We start from the raw sequence: 16,987 nt of genomic DNA on the forward strand, positions 1-16,987 counted from the left end.
TATATGGATAATAATCAGGTTAAATGGTATAAAAGTTTAATAGTTAAAGTTAACTGGATTATAATTTTAATTTTAATCATTTTTATTTCAATTTTAAGTTGGTCAATTAATGAACTTGCTTCTGAAGAAATAAGTGATCAGGTTAAAGAAGTTAATTTAGAAAATGCAAAGTCTTTAAAAACTAATGTTAATGACTTTTTAGATGATACTGAAAATATTATTAATTTAACAGCTTCTTTTATTGGTCACCATTTAGATAACGATCAAGAAATTCTGGAATTGTTAGAACAGGTTAAAGAAGAATATTCAGTTTTTAAATATATTTATTTTGCAGACACCAATGGTAAAATGATTATTCATCCTGGAGTATATTTAAGTTCAGAATATAATCCCGGAGAGAGAGTTTGGTATAAAAAGGCTGTTAAAAAAGATAGGTTAATCTGGACAGACTCTTATTTGGATGCAAATGACAGGTATCTTATGATCACCGTCGCTTTACCAATTAAAAATGAAAAGGGAGAGCTCTTGGGAGTTTTAGCGGGTGATATTTTACTTGATCAATTAAGCAGTACAATTGCCAGTAAAAAAATGGGGCAAACAGGTTATACATATATAGCCAATCAAAGTGGAGAAATTATAGCTCACCCCAATTTCGAACTTGTTAAAAATAAATATAATATCAATAATCTATTTAATTATGGTCAAGTTTATAATGAACAGATTGGTTCTTTGAACTATAAAAGGGATGATGAACAAATTTTAGCTTCTTTTGTATCCCTGGATCGTTTAAATAGTATTATTTTTTCTCAAATTAACACAGAAGAAGCTTTTTTAGTCAGAGATAAATTAAAATCTCTTATTTTTAAAATAAGTTTAATAATATTATTTATTTTAATTCTAACAGTATATTTAATTAACAAAAAATATTTACTTAAACCACTTCATCAGTTAATTAATAATATTATAAAGGTAGCAAAGGGAGATTTTGAAGTCCAAATTAATAGTAATAGAGAAGATGAAATTGGCAAATTAGCTCAAAATTTTAATTATATGACAGAAGAAATTTCTGCTGCTTATCAGCAGTTAGAAGCCTATAATCAAGAAATTACTGCTTTAAATGAAAATCTAGAGTATCAGGCATATCATGATCCCTTAACTCAACTGGCTAATAGAAGAAATTTTAGGGAAAGATTAGATTCAGTCTTAGCTAATAAAAATGAGGGTTCCATTATTTTACTTGATTTTGATAACTTTAAAGAAATCAATGACACCTTTGGCCACATATATGGGGATAACCTATTAAAAAAATTTAGTCAGTTATTACTCAATTCTTTTTCGGATAATGTCTTTGTCGCCAGATATGGTGGGGATGAATTTTTGCTTCTTTTAAAAGGGATTAATTCGAGTTATGAAATAAAGGAATATATTTATAAATTAGAAGCTTTGGTAGCCAGGCCATTTTTAATTGAAGAAAGTGAATTTTATCTTGATTTTAGTTTAGGAATAAGCTGTTTCCCAAAAGATTCTAACGATAGTTACGAATTAATTACAATGGCAGACACTGCAATGTATCAGGCCAAAGAAAGCTACAATCAGGATTATCTGTTTTACCAGCCTGATATGTTTAATAAAATAAAGAATAAACAGGATATCAGAAAAATTCTTCGTCTGGCACTTAAAAATAATGGCTTTAAATTGAAATATCAACCTCAAGTTAACACTAAAACCGGAAATGTGGAAACTTTAGAGGCTCTAATTAGATTAAAAAATTATTCTATATCTCCTGCAGAATTCATTCCTGTGGCAGAAGAAAGTGGATTAATTATTGAAATATCAAGGTGGGTTACAAAGAGAGCAATTAAAGATTTAGCTGTTTTGAACAAGAAAAAAAATAAATCTTTAAAAATCTCTATTAACTTTTCTGTGCAGCAGTTAAATGATCTGGATTATATTAATTTTATTGAGGAAAATATGAGAGCAAATAAGGTAAATTTTGAGAATTTAGAAATTGAAATTACAGAAAGTCTCCTAATTCATCAGGAACAAAAGGCTATTAATTATTTGAATCAACTTACTGATCTGGGAATTAAACTTGCTTTAGATGATTTTGGAACCGGATATTCTTCTTTAAATTATTTAACCTATATCTCTTTTTCAAAAGTCAAATTAGATAAGATATTAATTGAAGAATTCTTAGAATATGATAATATTAACACTATTGATAGTTTAATTAGTTTGTTCCACAGTATGGAATTACCAGTTGTAGCTGAAGGTGTAGAAACAGAAAAACAGTTAGCTAAGTTAAAAACTGCTAACTGTGATTATATACAGGGATATATATTTAGCAAACCTCTTGTCTTTTCTCAAATAATTGAAAAAATAGATCAATTATAATCATAAATCTTTTAAAATAAACAATTTTATTATGATAAACAAACTGATTAATAAAAATCTATTTTATCAAAATCAGATTATACTTCCAGAGTAGACACTCCAAAGCAGTAAAACAGACTATCTACCTGGAAGTATTATTTTTTAACGATGGATTTCATCTTTTTTACCCTGATATACCTCAACCTGTTCCCAGGTGGGCAGCCCCTCTATGTCACCCTTAACAGTAATACAGAGAGCTCCAACTAAATTAGCAAGTTCCACAGCTTCTTTAATTGGTAATTCTCTTAAGAGACCGCTGATTAGACCGGCTGCAAAAGCATCTCCAGCTCCAATTAAATCCACAATATTATCAACACAGTACGGTTCAACATGCTCGATCTTATCCCCCTGATAATATAATGCTCCTTCTGCTCCAATTTTTAATACTATCAGAGAACCGGGGTCCATCATTTCATAAAAGCCCTTAATAATCTCTTCTGGATCAGAAAGTCCAAGTAATATTTCTCCTTCTTCAACTCCCGGGAGCAAAACATTAACCTGAGGAATAATCTTTAACATGACCTCTCTCATTTCTTCAATTGAATCCCAGAGTTTAAGTCTTAAATTAGGATCAAAAGAAATTTTTAAATTATTTTCCCTGGCCACTTTTAAAGCCTCAAAAAATGCCTCTCGAGCACTTGAGCTTAAAGCGGGGGTAATCCCTGTTAAATGAAGATGTCTGGCATTTTTTATATAATTTTCATCTATATCTTCTTTGCTGAGATGACTGGCAGCAGAATTATCACGATAATAAAAAACTTTTGGTTCCTTGGTTGTATGCATCTCTTTGATCAATAATCCGGTTCTGTGATCTTTATCCCTTTTAACCTGAGAGACATCTACTCCCTCACCCCGCACAAAAAATTCTACATAATCTCCAAGAGGGTCCTTACCCAGTTTACTAATCCAGCCAGAATTGAACCCAAGTCTTCTGACCCCAATTGCAACATTGGATTCTGCTCCTGCTATATATTTAGAAAAATTATTTAAATACTTTAAAGATCCTACTTCACCTGGTGCCATAGCCGCCATTGTCTCTCCAATAGTAACAAGATCAATCATTTGAAATTCCTCCTAAAAAAATAAAAATTTGTATTTAATGCTAAAATTGAAAAAAAGGCCACAGCCTGAAGCTGCAGCCTTCTTTAAGGAATAGAATTATTAACTATTTATCTTTTAACTCTACCGGAAGCATTTCCTCCAGCTAGAGTTTCTACCTCTTTAACACTCACATGGTTAAAGTCACCAGGGATTGACTGTTTTAAAGCAGATGCGGCAGCACCAAACTCAGCAGCTTCCTGAAGTTCTTTACCAGTTACTAGAGAATAAATTAAACCACCGGCAAAAGAATCTCCTCCACCCACACGGTCAATAATAGTGATTTCATATTTGGTTGACTGAACAAAGTTTTCTCCATCAAAGAGAACAACTAACCAGCCATTATTAGAAGCACTGTGACTAATTCTTAAGTGACTTCCTACTAATTCTAAGTCAAAGCGGTCAATTAACTGTTTAGCAACATCCTTATAACCTTCAACATTGAGGTCACCACCAGTAATATCAGAACCACTCTTAATATCAAATACCATTTCGGCATCTTCTTCATTGGCAATTACAACATCTGTATATTCCATTAAACCTTCCATTACCTTACCAGCTCTTTCTCGGCTCCAGAGCTTAGCACGGTAGTTAAGGTCACAGCTTACTTTTACACCATGTTTTTTAGCAGCCTTAACAGCTTCTAAAGTAACATCAGACATCTGCTCACTTAAAGCAGGAGTAATACCAGTATAGTGGAACCAGTCTACATCAGCAAAAATTTCTTCCCAGTCAAAATCTGCACTTTCAGCTTCAGCAATTGCAGAATGAGCTCTATCATAAACTACGTTAGATGGTCTCTGACTGGCACCATTTTCACAATAGTAGATTCCTAAACGGTCTCCACCACGAGCAATATAATCTGTTTTAACACCAAAACGACGTACTTCATTTAAAGCTGCCTGACCAATTGGGTTATCAGGTAACTTAGTAACAAAGCGAGCATCTAAACCATAGTTAGCTAAAGATACTGCAGTATTTGCTTCTCCACCACCATAAATAACGTTAAAAGTATCTGCCTGAATAAAACGCTCATGATCCGGTGGGGTCAAACGTAACATAATTTCTCCAAAAGTAACAACTTTCTTAGACATAATATAAAAACCTCCTGATAATTTTTGAATTAAATTTGATTTAAATAAATGATAATCCTATATTAAAAACTTAACAGTGTCAAAATGAACAATTCAAAATAGAATCTACATCTGCCAGTAAAATTGATCTTTCAGCTGGCTAAACTTCTCAGAGATATGAGGGCAACCAACCCACCCTTCTTAACTAGAAGAAATGATATTAAATTTTTATGAATTAGAATTTTTACTAGAATAACTTAATGAATATCTCCGCTAACTCAGCTCGAAAGACACGATGTCTTGAGCTGACCGCAGCACAGGAGGTGCTGATCGGGAAGGTAAGCTGAGTTAGCTGAGAGATGAATTTTAGTTATTCTTAAAAATTATTCTGAAATAAAAATTTAATTCATTTCTGCTCTGGCTTCCTTAATCAATCTAATAAACTCTTTAGCTGTTTCTGTTACCTGCTCATAGTCTCCTGTCTTAGCACCTTTACTTAGAGAACTACCAACACCAACTGCTAAACTACCAGCTTTAATCCAATCTTTAACATTATCTAAACTAACTCCACCAGTAGGCATTAGAGGTGCCTGTGGTAGAGGACCTTTAACAGCCTTAATAATCTTAGGACCAAATAAAGTAGCAGGGAATATCTTAACAATATCTGCACCAAATTTCATAGCTTTAACTACTTCAGTTACACTCATTGCACCAGGCATAACAGCTTTTTGATAGCGGTTACACATCGCAATAGTTTCTTCATCAAGTGATGGAGAAACTATATACTCTGCACCAGCTAAAATACAGGCACGAGCAGTTTCAGCATCTAAAACTGATCCAGCACCAATTAAAATTTCATCTCTGCTGTACTCATCAGTTAACTGCTTAATTACATCTACAGCTCCAGGAACAGTCATTGTAATTTCAATTGCATCAATACCACCAGCTTTTACAGCTTCAGTAATTTTTAATGCTTTTTCCGCATTTTCAGCTCTAACAACAGCCACAATCCCAGTCTCTTCAATTCTCTTTAAATCTTCAACTTTACTCATTAAATAAGCCTCCTTTTAATTTTAAAACTTTCCAGAAACAGCTCAGCATCCTATTCGAATCTCTCAGCCGGTATTTTAAGACAGTGTTTCTAATAGTAAAACACTGTTTTATTTATATCTCGTTTTATATTATTCTATACTCAAAGCCATATTCCTTCTTTTTTTAGAAAAAAATTTAAAATTTTATTTAAAAAACAGAAAGAGCCCTAAAAAGGGCCCTTTTAATTACAATATTATCTTTTTAAGTTAAAATATTATCTAATTGTATCTGTTCCCATAAATGGTCTTAAAACTTCTGGTACCGTGACTGTCCCATCTTCATTTTGATAATTTTCCAGAATAGCAGCTACTGTTCTCCCAATTGCCAGACCAGAACCATTTAAAGTATGAACAAATTCTGTACTGGCTTCTGGCTCAGGACGATAACGAATTCCGGCCCGTCTGGCCTGAAAATCTTCAAAATTGGAACAGGAAGAGATCTCTCTGTAGGTTTCATAAGCCGGCATCCAGACCTCTAAATCATAAGTTTTTGCAGATGAGAAAGTTAAATCTCCTGTACATAAACTTACTACTCTATAGGGAAGTTCTAATTTCTGCAGCACGTCCTCTGCATCAGCAGTTATTTTTTCCAATTCATCATAAGAGTCTTCTGGCTTAACAAACTTAACCATTTCGACTTTATTAAACTGATGCTGACGAATAATACCTCTTGTGTCTCGACCATGTGCCCCAGCTTCAGCTCTAAAACAGGCACTGTAAGCTGTTAAATATTCAGGCAGCTGTTCTACATCTAAAATTTCGTCTCTGTACATATTTGTAACTGGTACCTCAGCAGTTGGAATTAAATAATAGTCATGCCCTTCTAATTTAAACATATCCTTTTTAAATTTAGGCAGCTGACCAGTCCCGGTCATACTGTCAGCATTAGCAATAAATGGAGGGAAAACCTCTTTATAACCGTGTTCATCTGTATGCAGATTAAGCATAAAGTTAATTAAAGCTCTCTCCAGTCTGGCACCTGCCCCTTTAAGAAAGGTAAAGCGAGTACCTGTTACCTTTCCTCCTCTTTCAAAATCTAAGATATCTAACTCTTCACCAAGATCCCAATGAGCTTTATATTCAAAATCAAAATTTCTGGGTTCTCCCCATTTTCTTATCTCCTCATTGTCCTCCTCATCTGTTCCAACAGGTACGCTTGGATGTGGAATATTGGGAATTGATAAAAGCAGTTCATTTAATTCTGTTTCTACTTCAGCCACCTGCTGGTCCAGTTCTTTAATTCTAGCAGAAACCTCCTGCATCTCAGAAATTAAATCAGATGCATCTTCACCATTTCTTTTTAACTCACCAATTTTATCAGAATTAACGTTCCGCTTATGCTTTAACTGTTCCGCTTCGTATAAAAGATCACGCCTATTATCATCAAGTTTCTGAAATTTTGCTACCGGTGATTCCATATTTCTCTTCTCCATAGCCTTTTCAACAACTTCTGGATTTTCTCTAATAAATCTCATATCTAACATTTTTTATTCCCCCTTAAAATTTATTTTTAATCAAAATTGATATAGATCTGATTTTTAAAAAAAATTAAAAAATCATCTTAAAAACAAAAAAATCTCTCCCTAAAAAAGGGACGAGATTGCTCGTGGTGCCACCCTAATGACAGAAAAACTGCCGCTTAAATAGTTTTAACGGGCCCAACCGGTTCAGCTTAATCATTATATTTTCAGCTTCACAGCTCCAGACTGGATTCGAAAAATTAACTGACTGATTTGCAGCAGCCATCAGCTCTCTAATTTCAGTTAATTAATCTACTAATGTCTTTCTCAGCTTTTATAAAATTGGCTATTTAATTATTATGCCTATTATATTACAGCAGATTTCTAAATTCAAGTTAAAATAATAATTTATAAAAATAACTGCACTGAAAAAGAATATTTTTTTATTTAATTTTAGATTTTTTAATTCTGCTGCTCTAAAATAAACTATTATAAATACTTTTTACAGTACAGTCATTTTGTTTTTTACAAATCTTAAAAAAATGTTAATCATTTATTTTCTGTAATATTATCATGAATTATTTTCATAAATTCTTCAAACTGCTTATAATAACTTGCTGTATTAAATTCTACAACAAAATTTTCCTTACCTCCAGTTATTACTCTAAAATTTCCATTTAACATGCAGATATCTAACTCCACACTATCAATTTTATCATAATAAATTCTCTTTAATTTATAACCAAGATAATTATCATTTATTTCTTTAAATCCTTCCTCCATAAACAAAATACCATAATTAGTTGCTATTAAAAGCTTGGCTGGACTAATTGTCTCTGGTTTTAAATCAGGAGAATCCATACTTTTTCTTTGAATAAAGATTACATCTATAATATCTTTATTTTCCAAAAACAGGGTGTCATTTTGCAGCACTCTTCTCAACATATAATGAGCCTCATAGCCTTTTTCCAGGATTCCAGTTACCTTTTTGTTAACTCTTTCTTTATCTTTTATCATATTTGCCTCCTCATAATTTAAAAAATTATTATTAAATTCTAAGCAAAAATTTGAGAACTTATTAAAAGTTTATCAATCTCAAATGCAAAAATCCAATTTAATTACAAATATATCCTTTTTAGTCTTTCACTTAAATTACATATTATTTCATAATTGATAGTCCCTACTAAATCAGCTATCTCTGTAGCACTTATCTCTTCCTTACTCTGTTTTCCAATTAAGACAACTTCATCTCCAACTTCAACATTTTCTATCTGCTCAACACTGACAATAGTCTGTCCCATACAAACTCTACCTCTAATTGGAGCTCTCTTTCCGTTAATTAAAACCTCTCCCTGATTTGATAAAAGTCTTGGATAACCATCCTTATAACCAATTGGTAAAACTGCTATCCTCTCATCTTTTTCAGTTGTATAGGTAGAACCATAACTGACGGCTGAACCTGCAGGCAGAGTTCTAAGCTGAACAATTCTTGTTTTAAATGATAAAAGTGGCTTTAAATAGGCTTCATTTTTTAATTGATTGGATGGAAGTAGACCATAGAGCATAATTCCCGGTCTAACTAAATCCAGCGAAGTTTTAGCTAGATCTATTACAGCTGCACTGTTAGCTATATGTAGCTGAGGTAATTTAAAACCAGCGGCTTTAATTTTATTTAAAGCTGATTTAAATCTTTTTAGCTGCTTAAAAGAAAATTCCTTGTTTTTTTCATCTGCCCTGGCAAAATGGCTAAAAACACCCTCGACTTTAATATTTTTCAATTTTTCTGCTAACTGATAAATCTCAAGCAAATCCTCTGGAAAGAATCCAATTCTTCCCATACCTGTATCAAATTTTAAATGAACTTTAATTATTTTATTCGCTTTAATTCCAACCTGATTTAAAGCTTTTAAAGTATTTATACTGGCAGCGGTCTGAATTAAATCTCCCTTAATAATATCCTGGTACTGTGAATCCAGTACCTCAGCCAGAACTAAAATTGGTTTTTTTATTCCTGCCTCTCTTAATTCAATACCTTCATCCGGGCTACCAACACAGAAATATTCCACTCCCAGCTGAGATAATTTTTTAGCTACCTTTGCTGCCCCATGACCATAGGCATTCGCCTTAACTACTGCTGCAATCTTAGTCTCTGAGTTGATTTTCCTGCGAATAAATTTATAATTATGCTCTAAAGCACTAAGATCAATTTCAATCCAGGCGGGTCTTTTTAAATATTGTTCCATCATTTTACCTCCATCAACTGCTTTAACTTATCTATATAAATACTAATCAAATTATTATACTTTCTACTGCCAGGATTTTAATAAATTATCTAGACTCCTATATTCCTGCCCAAAGCTTTCTGCTACTGCCTGACAGAATACTTCTCCCTGATAAATATTTAAACCTTTAGCTAGAGAATAATCATTAAGCATAGCTTTTTTATATCCAAGAGCAGCCAATTTTTTAATATAAGGAAGTGTTGCATTGGTCAGAGCAAAGGTTGAAGTCCTGGCAACTGCTCCCGGCATATTGGCTACTGAATAATGAATTACACCATGTTTGGTAAATACTGGGTTATCGTGAGTAGTTGGATAAGTTCCTTCTATACATCCACCCTGATCAATTGCTACATCAACAACAACAGAACCATCTGTCATAGTTTTTATCATTTTTTCTGTAACCAAATTAGGGGCTTTAGCACCCGGGATCAAAACTGCACCGATTACTACATCTGCCTGACTGACCTCTTCAGCCACATGAGCATTATTTGACATAATAGTTTTTATCTGTCCCTGGAAAATGTCATCTATATAGCGCATTGTCGACTGCTTAATATCCATAATTGTTACATCTGCTCCCATCCCAAGAGCAATTTTTGCTGCATTACGGCCAACAATTCCTCCACCAATTACAACTACTTTAGCTGGTTTAACTCCCGGTACTCCCCCCAGCAGCATTCCACTTCCACCTTTTGGCTTTTCCAGAAAAGCTGCCGCCGCCTGTACAGATAATCTTCCTGCTACCTCACTCATTGGAGTTAAAAGTGGTAGTTCTCCATCTTCACTCTGAACAGTCTCATAAGCAACTGCAGTCACTCCTTTTTTCTTTAAAGCCTCTGTAAGTTCCTTATCTGCTGCTAAATGAAGATAGGTAAATAGAATCTGATCTTTTTTAAATAAATCATACTCTTCTTGTAAAGGTTCCTTGACTTTAATGATCATTTCTGCCCGGTCAAAAAGTTCTTTTTTATTATTAACTATTTCTGCACCTGCTTTATTATAATCCTGATCAGAGATTCCACTCCCCTGACCGGCATTTTTTTCAATTAAAATTTAGTTTCCGGCTTTTTTCAAAATTTCAGTACCCGCAGCTGTTAAGGCTACTCGATTTTCATTATTTTTAATCTCTTTTGGTACAGCAATTATCATTAAAATCAGCTCCCTATCTAATTTTTAAAATTATATCTATAACTATAATATCAGATATAAAGTCTTAATAAAAGCGAAAAATTCCTGCTCATTTTACTGAAACAGGAATTTTTACAGTTAATTATATTTATATTTGATTTATATTTAAAATTCTATTTTTTACAGTTTAACATCTATTTCTGCATCTTCTCTTAAGCCTTCAACAAAATCTTGAAAAGCCTGATTTTGTTTCTGACTTCTCAGCTGACTTTTAATTTGAGATTTAACTTCTTCGAAATCTCTGGTTCCTGCTTCTCTAGAATCAGTAACTTTAATTAAATGATAACCAAACTGAGTTTTTACAGGTTCAGAGCTAACTTCTCCAACACTTAATTTCATTGCAGCATCACGGAAAGTTTTATCTAGACCCTGCTCATTAGCAGTGATAAATCCTAAATCTCCACCATTTTCTGCTGTAGGACCAGTGGAATATTCTTTAGCCATTTCTGCAAAATCAGCACCATTATTAATTTTAGCTAAAACTTCTTCAGCTTTTTCTTTTTCATCAAATAAAATATGGCTTACTTTTTTCTGCTCAGAAGTTTCATATTTTTGCTTATTGTTATCATAATATTCCTTAGCTTCGTCATCACTTACACTAACATCTCTTACTACTTCTTCGCGTAATTTATTAACTAAAAATCCATTCATATTATTTTCAAAAAACATATCTTTATACTGCTGCATGGATTCAAATCCCTGCTGCTGAATTGCTTTTTCCAGCTGTTCATCATTTAAATTATTTTGCTGCTTTAGAGCATTTACCTGCTGATCAAAAATATTGTTCATTTCCTGATCACTAACTTCAATACCTCTGTCTTTTGCTTCCTGAACAAGCAGTTCATTTGTAATTAACTGTTCCAATTTTAATTTTCTAAATTCATCTACAACATTTTTACCTGCCTCTGTCTGCAGAATTACAGATGCAAATTCCTGATTTGACTGTAATAGCTGCATTAAAATATTTCTAACTCCAGCAAACTGCTCAAGTTCCTGCATCGAAATTTCTTCACCATTTACATATGCTGCCACTTCTGGAGTTTGTTCAGTTACAGCTTCTTTAACTTTTTCAGTCTTAGTTTCCTGAGCATTTTGTTCCTGAGCCATTACTGGCATTGATAAAACTAATAGAAATACTGCTGTGATAATTAAAAAGTTTTTCTTTAAATTCATTAATAAACACTCCCAATTTAAATATTCTAAATTTTTATCCATCGTTAATTATTATACCATAAATTTTGTTATAAGCAAGTCAACACAGGTGATTCTAATACTATTCTAATTATTAATAAATGGCATAAAAAGAAGGTATCAGAACTGATACCTTCTTTAAATTAACTATTGAATTTAAATTTTCAGCTTGAAATTATTAATATCTGCTGCTACTCCTCTAATTTTGGTTTTACTATTCTCAACATTAAAGCAGTTACTATAGTACCTGCGATAATTGCCAGAGCATAAAATCCAAGATTGCTTACAACATTAGGAATTGGAAGGACAAATATACCTCCATGTGGAGCTCTTAAACCAACCCCAAACAACATTGAGAGTGCACCTGTAATAGCTGAACCAGTCATTATTGAAGGAATAACTCTGATTGGATCAGCAGCAGCAAAAGGAATAGCACCTTCTGTAATAAATGAAATCCCCATAAACCAGGCAGGTTTACCTGCTTCAATTTCCTGACGGGTAAATCTATTTTTAAACAGTACAGTTGCCAGAGCAAGTCCAAGCGGTGGAGTCATTCCAGCTGCCATAACTGCAGCCATCGGACCATAAATTTCAGAACCTAAAAGTCCTACACTAAATGTATAGGCAGCTTTATTAACTGGGCCTCCCATATCAAAAGCCATCATTGCTCCTAAAATCAGCCCCAGTAATACAGCATTAGCATCGGTCATTCCCTGCAGCCATGATTCTAAACCATTCATGATACCTTCTACTGGTGGTCCGATTAAATAAATCATTAATAAACCAACAATCAAACTAGCTAAAAATGGTAAAATTAAAATAGGCATTAATCCCTGTAAATTTTCTGGAAGTTTGATAGTCTTTTTTAACCATTGTGTAATATAACCGGCCAGAAAACCTGCTATAATACCGCCTAAAAATCCAGCACCAATACTGCTTGCCAGCATACCACCTATCATACCAGGAGCTATACCAGGACGATCAGCAATTGAGAAAGCAATATAACCAGCCAGAATAGGAACCATCAGAGCAAAGGCAGAACTTCCACCAATCTGCATTAATGCAGCCGCAAGTGTACCTTCCTGTTCAGCAGCATTAATACCAAAAACAAAGGACAGTGCAATTGAAAGACCTCCTGCAACAACAAAAGGAAGCATAAAAGAAACCCCAGTCATTAAATGCTTATAGGCACCGGTTCTTTTTTCTTTCCGCTTGGATTTTTCATCACTTACCTGTGAATAAAGATTAGAATCCACTTCACTTTCTTTACCAGATTCAGCACCTTCAAGCGCCTGATTAATTAAGGCTTCAGCATCATTGATAGCATCAGCTACAGCCACTTCAACAATATACTTTCCACCAAAACGGTCTTTACTAACATTGGTATCAGCTGCGATAATTACGGCATCAGCTTCTTTAATATCCTGATCTGTTAATTCATTTTCTACACCTACAGAGCCCTGGGTTTCTACTTTCATCTGCACATCCATTTTTTTGCCAGCTTCTTCTAATGATTCAGAAGCCATATAGGTATGTGCTATTCCAGTTGGACAGGAAGTTACAGCAACAATTTTTTTCATAAACTACTCCTCCTAATTTTTAAAATAGATTTAAATATTTTCCAACACACTCATTACTTCTTCCTCATCTTTGGCCTCTAAGAGGCTGTTCCTAAAATCATCATGAATTAAATTTCTGGACAGTTTAGCTAACAATTTTAAATGTTCATCATGTGATTCTTCGGGAACAGTGATTAAGAAAAATAAATAGCTTGGTTTTTCATCCATAGACCCATAATCGATACCTTTTTTAGAACGACCAAAGGCAACAGCAGGTTTTTTAACTGCATCACTTTTTACATGTGGAATAGCAACACCTTTTCCAACCCCAGTTGTACCTTTAGCCTCTCTTTCCATTGCTTTTTTTATCACTTCATCTTTATCAGTAATTATTTCATTTTCAGCCATAATTTCTATCATTTCTTTAATAACAGATTCTTTATCCTCACTTTTTAAATTCATTTTAATTAAATTCTGATTAATAAATTCATTTACTTCCATTATTTTAATACCCCTTTTCTTTAATTAATAAATTTTTTCAACCTTAGTACTATTTTTTATTCTTTTGATTAGTTTATCATTAATCTTAGCTATCGAGCCAATTTTTACATAAGCTGTCGCCAGTGTTGCAGCAAAAATTCCAGTTTCTTTTAAACTTTGATTATCATCTATTTCAGCAGCCAGTCCAGCAACCATAGTATCACCAGCACCAACTGTAGTCTGAGAAACTTTTACCTGCGGGGTATAAATTCTATATCCTTCAGCTTCCGAAGCAATAAAAGCTCCCTTTGCTCCCAGCGAAATCATAACAATATTTACTCCCTGATCAAGTAAATATTTTGCTCCTTTTTTTAGATCAGCATTATTATTAATCTTTCTTCCCAATAGATTTTCAATTTCTTCTAAATTTGGTTTTACCAAATAAGGAGCCTTTTTTAAAGCCAGTTTAAATTCTTCACCAGAACTATCCAAGATTACTTTTGCTTCTTCTTCTTTAGCCTTTTCAATTAATAAGGCATAAATATCTTTGTCTACTCCTGTCGGTAAACTTCCTGAAAGTACAAAAGTTTTATTTTTTTTAATTGCTTTTTCAAATGATTTAATAAAATCATTAATATTTTCCTGACTAACTCTACCCGCTTCATTAATTTCGGTCTCCCGATTGGTTTCTTTTTCTTTAATTTTTAAATTTTGTCTTGTTTCAAAATCAGACCAGATAAAATCCGATTTGACCCCTCTGTTTTCAAGCATTGAAGTTATTCTTCTGCCATTATTACCACCAACTATCCCAATTGCTTTATTCTCAATTTCTAATTCTGTTAAAACTTCTGATACATTTATTCCCTTTCCTCCAGCTAAAACTGTTGTATCTTTTACTCTATTTAATTTTCCTACTTTTAAATTATCCAGAATTATTATTTTATCCAGAGCCGGATTTAAAGTAACTGTTAAAATCATCTGCTCACCTCCATTATTAAATTTATGCTAAAATTATTTCAATTTCTTCCTGTTCAAGAACTTTTGCCTTATTTTCTTCTATTGAATCTGTAATAATAAAATCAATCTGATTTAATTCAGCAAATCGATAAAAATATATTTCCTCCCATTTACTCTGATCAAATAAAATAAAATTCTCACCTGCTATATTTAAAGCAATTTCTTTAATTTTTGCCTCATTTAAATCAGGGGTTGTAGCTGCAGATTCCAAATTAAAGCCATTAGAACCGATAAAACTTTTATCAACATGTAATTTTTTTAAAATATCTTCTGCCAGCGGACCGATCATTGCCTCTGTTGACCATTTGAAATTTCCTCCAATTACAATTAATTCGCAATTAAGATTATCTTCATTTATTTTATTAATGATATGCAGAGCATGAGTTACTATTGTAATATCTTTTTTCCCTTTTAAAAAGTCAATAATATATCTGGTAGTTGTTCCAGCATCAATAAATACTGTATCTCCATCTCTTATTATTTCTGCTGCCTTTTTTCCAATTTCTCTTTTTTCTTTTGCCAGTTTATCTTCTTTTTCTTTAAAACTTGGTTCCAATTTACTGCTACCACTTAAAATAGCTCCTCCATGAGTACGACGAAGAAATCCCTCTTTTTCTAATTCACTTAAATCTCTTCTTATTGTTGCACGTGAAACATCAAATTTACTGCTCAGTTCATTAACACTTGCTCGTTTTTGATTCTCTAATAATTTTACTATTTTCTTTCTTCTCTCTTCCGCAAACATTAATAAAACCTCTTTTCGTGATTGTTGTTTGTTTATGATTGTTTACTTTCGTTTGTGTTCATTTATGATTATATATTATTCGTTTTTGTTTGTCAACACAATTTTCAAAAAATTGTAGAAAAAAATTAAAACTGCAGTTATGATAATAAAACTGCAGTTTGAGATATTTTTATAAAGTCACTTATAGAATAAACTAACCATATTAAATTATTTTAACTATAATTTAAAACTATAACCTGCTTATTTTCTGTCTCACCAAGATTAATTTCAGATTCATTAACATAATTAACTTCTTCTTCATCGAATTTATCGGTGAATTTTTCTACACCCGTAATAGGAAAATCTAATATATCTGTTTTAAAATGCATTGGAATAATTAATTTTGGTTCTATTTTTTTGGTAAGTTTATAAGCAGTCTCAGCATCAATTGTATAATTTCCTCCTACAGGAATCAGTAACAGATCAACATTTTTAATTTTATTTATAGTCTTTTCAGCTAACAAATGACCTAAATCTCCGAGATGACAGATTCTATAATCGCCTATTTCCATTAAATAAATTAAATTTTCTCCTCTGTTTTTACCTTTGCTGCTGTCATGATAAGATTTTAATGCTTCAATGTTCAGATCATCATTTTTTAAACCTTTCTCACTATCTACCACTTTAAAATCACCATTAACTCTTTCTACTGCATTGTGGTCAAAATGCCCGTGACTGACAGTTACATAATCTGGATAATCATCAAATTTTTTATAAGGTAGACTATCATCATAGGGATCAGTCAAGATTTTAATTCCATTTATTTCAATTGAAAAACAGGAATGACCCCACCATTTAATTTTCATCATATCACTCCCCCTTTTAATTAAAGTACTGTAAAATCTTTTAAGCTTATGAGTAATTTATTTTCTTTATTTAATTATATAATATTTTGGGGTTAAATTTCAAAATTTAAAACTTTTTAAGTCTTATAATTTTAACTTTAGCTCAAATAAAAAAAAGACCCCTTAAAGGTCTCTAAATAAAAATGGCTCCCCGAGCAAGACTCGAACTTGCGACAAGATGATTAACAGTCACCTGCTCTACCAACTGAGCTATCGGGGAGTATAAAATATTAATATTTTCTTTTACTGTAATATATTGTAGCATAAATATAATTATATTTCCAGTGCTTTTTTAGATTTTTTCTAAAAAAGTCAAATTAAATAAAAAAAGGACCGGCAGCGACCTACTCTCCCACATCGTTACCAATGCAGTACCATAGGCGCTGGAGGACTTAACTTTTGTGTTCGAGATGGGAACAAGTGTTGCCCCTCCGCTATTACCACCGGAAATCGTTATTTACATGTGATTCTGCTCTCTTCTAAAGC

The 16,987-nt window shown here is 32.7% G+C and carries 13 protein-coding genes, 1 tRNA gene, 1 rRNA gene, 1 pseudogene and 1 other annotated feature; of the genes and pseudogenes, 1 reads left to right on the plus strand and 15 read right to left on the minus strand.

Annotation, left to right across the window (positions count from 1 at the left end; all coding sequences use genetic code 11):
* The first annotated feature begins 3 nt into the window (after window positions 1-3).
* Window positions 4-2,394, plus strand: coding sequence for a bifunctional diguanylate cyclase/phosphodiesterase (locus BW929_RS11480; protein WP_076545634.1), 2,391 nt, complete (start codon window positions 4-6; stop codon window positions 2,392-2,394).
* Between the two features lie 141 nt (window positions 2,395-2,535).
* Here the strand turns inward: BW929_RS11480 and BW929_RS11485 are convergent, their stop codons facing one another.
* The 15 genes and pseudogenes from BW929_RS11485 to rrf all read right to left on the minus strand — a co-directional run bounded on the left by BW929_RS11485 (window position 2,536) and on the right by rrf (window position 16,949).
* A complete protein-coding gene (locus BW929_RS11485; protein WP_076545635.1) occupies window positions 2,536-3,495 on the minus strand; it encodes a sugar kinase in 960 nt (319 codons plus the stop codon).
* 107 nt (window positions 3,496-3,602) lie between these two features.
* Window positions 3,603-4,625, minus strand: a complete 1,023-nt coding sequence (locus BW929_RS11490; protein WP_076545636.1) for a sugar kinase — start codon at window positions 4,623-4,625, stop codon at window positions 3,603-3,605.
* A gap of 380 nt (window positions 4,626-5,005) precedes the next feature.
* Window positions 5,006-5,656, minus strand: coding sequence for a bifunctional 2-keto-4-hydroxyglutarate aldolase/2-keto-3-deoxy-6-phosphogluconate aldolase (locus BW929_RS11495; RefSeq protein WP_076545637.1), 651 nt, complete (start codon window positions 5,654-5,656; stop codon window positions 5,006-5,008).
* Between the two features lie 254 nt (window positions 5,657-5,910).
* Window positions 5,911-7,179, minus strand: a complete 1,269-nt coding sequence (gene serS / locus BW929_RS11500; RefSeq protein WP_076545638.1) for a serine--tRNA ligase — start codon at window positions 7,177-7,179, stop codon at window positions 5,911-5,913.
* A 103-nt stretch (window positions 7,180-7,282) separates the two neighbouring features.
* Window positions 7,283-7,493: a binding site (T-box leader), on the minus strand.
* A 211-nt stretch (window positions 7,494-7,704) separates the two neighbouring features.
* Window positions 7,705-8,172: a hypothetical protein gene (locus tag BW929_RS11505; protein ID WP_076545639.1), complete on the minus strand. Its 468-nt coding sequence runs from the start codon at window positions 8,170-8,172 to the stop codon at window positions 7,705-7,707.
* Between the two features lie 101 nt (window positions 8,173-8,273).
* Window positions 8,274-9,398 carry an alanine racemase gene (alr, locus tag BW929_RS11510; RefSeq protein WP_084566195.1) on the minus strand — a complete coding sequence of 375 codons (1,125 nt, stop codon included), beginning with the start codon at window positions 9,396-9,398 and terminating at the stop codon, window positions 8,274-8,276.
* A 63-nt stretch (window positions 9,399-9,461) separates the two neighbouring features.
* A pseudogene (gene ald, locus BW929_RS11515) lies at window positions 9,462-10,586 on the minus strand (alanine dehydrogenase).
* Between the two features lie 159 nt (window positions 10,587-10,745).
* Window positions 10,746-11,798, minus strand: a complete 1,053-nt coding sequence (locus tag BW929_RS11520) for a peptidyl-prolyl cis-trans isomerase (protein ID WP_076545641.1) — start codon at window positions 11,796-11,798, stop codon at window positions 10,746-10,748.
* 209 nt (window positions 11,799-12,007) lie between these two features.
* On the minus strand, window positions 12,008-13,396 hold the full coding sequence (locus tag BW929_RS11525; RefSeq protein WP_076545642.1) for a PTS fructose transporter subunit IIC: 1,389 nt from the start codon (window positions 13,394-13,396) through the stop codon (window positions 12,008-12,010).
* A gap of 30 nt (window positions 13,397-13,426) precedes the next feature.
* Entirely contained in the window at window positions 13,427-13,876 is a 450-nt protein-coding gene (locus BW929_RS11530; protein WP_076545643.1) for a PTS sugar transporter subunit IIA, read from the minus strand.
* Window positions 13,877-13,900: 24 nt separating this feature from the next.
* Window positions 13,901-14,833, minus strand: a complete 933-nt coding sequence (gene pfkB, locus BW929_RS11535) for a 1-phosphofructokinase (RefSeq protein ID WP_076545644.1) — start codon at window positions 14,831-14,833, stop codon at window positions 13,901-13,903.
* 22 nt (window positions 14,834-14,855) lie between these two features.
* Window positions 14,856-15,617: a DeoR/GlpR family DNA-binding transcription regulator gene (locus BW929_RS11540; protein ID WP_076545645.1), complete on the minus strand. Its 762-nt coding sequence runs from the start codon at window positions 15,615-15,617 to the stop codon at window positions 14,856-14,858.
* A 212-nt stretch (window positions 15,618-15,829) separates the two neighbouring features.
* Window positions 15,830-16,465: an MBL fold metallo-hydrolase gene (locus BW929_RS11545; RefSeq protein ID WP_233493939.1), complete on the minus strand. Its 636-nt coding sequence runs from the start codon at window positions 16,463-16,465 to the stop codon at window positions 15,830-15,832.
* Between the two features lie 180 nt (window positions 16,466-16,645).
* A tRNA-Asn gene (locus BW929_RS11550) sits at window positions 16,646-16,721 on the minus strand.
* 111 nt (window positions 16,722-16,832) lie between these two features.
* Window positions 16,833-16,949 (minus strand): 5S ribosomal RNA (gene rrf / locus BW929_RS11555).
* Between the last annotated feature and the right edge of the window lie 38 nt (window positions 16,950-16,987).

This window comes from Halanaerobium kushneri (assembly GCF_900156285.1).
GTDB lineage: Bacteria > Bacillota > Halanaerobiia > Halanaerobiales > Halanaerobiaceae > Halanaerobium > Halanaerobium kushneri.

What these genes read in the sequence shown, in the direction of transcription:
- BW929_RS11480 (WP_076545634.1), top strand. Translation starts at nt 4, where the DNA reads ATGGATAATAATCAGGTTAAATGGTATAAAAGTTTAATAGTTAAAGTT.
- BW929_RS11485 (WP_076545635.1), bottom strand. Translation starts at nt 3,495, where the DNA reads ATGATTGATCTTGTTACTATTGGAGAGACAATGGCGGCTATGGCACCA.
- BW929_RS11490 (WP_076545636.1), bottom strand. Translation starts at nt 4,625, where the DNA reads ATGTCTAAGAAAGTTGTTACTTTTGGAGAAATTATGTTACGTTTGACC.
- BW929_RS11495 (WP_076545637.1), bottom strand. Translation starts at nt 5,656, where the DNA reads ATGAGTAAAGTTGAAGATTTAAAGAGAATTGAAGAGACTGGGATTGTG.
- serS (WP_076545638.1), bottom strand. Translation starts at nt 7,179, where the DNA reads ATGTTAGATATGAGATTTATTAGAGAAAATCCAGAAGTTGTTGAAAAG.
- BW929_RS11505 (WP_076545639.1), bottom strand. Translation starts at nt 8,172, where the DNA reads ATGATAAAAGATAAAGAAAGAGTTAACAAAAAGGTAACTGGAATCCTG.
- alr (WP_084566195.1), bottom strand. Translation starts at nt 9,398, where the DNA reads ATGGAACAATATTTAAAAAGACCCGCCTGGATTGAAATTGATCTTAGT.
- BW929_RS11520 (WP_076545641.1), bottom strand. Translation starts at nt 11,798, where the DNA reads ATGAATTTAAAGAAAAACTTTTTAATTATCACAGCAGTATTTCTATTA.
- BW929_RS11525 (WP_076545642.1), bottom strand. Translation starts at nt 13,396, where the DNA reads ATGAAAAAAATTGTTGCTGTAACTTCCTGTCCAACTGGAATAGCACAT.
- BW929_RS11530 (WP_076545643.1), bottom strand. Translation starts at nt 13,876, where the DNA reads ATGGAAGTAAATGAATTTATTAATCAGAATTTAATTAAAATGAATTTA.
- pfkB (WP_076545644.1), bottom strand. Translation starts at nt 14,833, where the DNA reads ATGATTTTAACAGTTACTTTAAATCCGGCTCTGGATAAAATAATAATT.
- BW929_RS11540 (WP_076545645.1), bottom strand. Translation starts at nt 15,617, where the DNA reads ATGTTTGCGGAAGAGAGAAGAAAGAAAATAGTAAAATTATTAGAGAAT.
- BW929_RS11545 (WP_233493939.1), bottom strand. Translation starts at nt 16,465, where the DNA reads ATGATGAAAATTAAATGGTGGGGTCATTCCTGTTTTTCAATTGAAATA.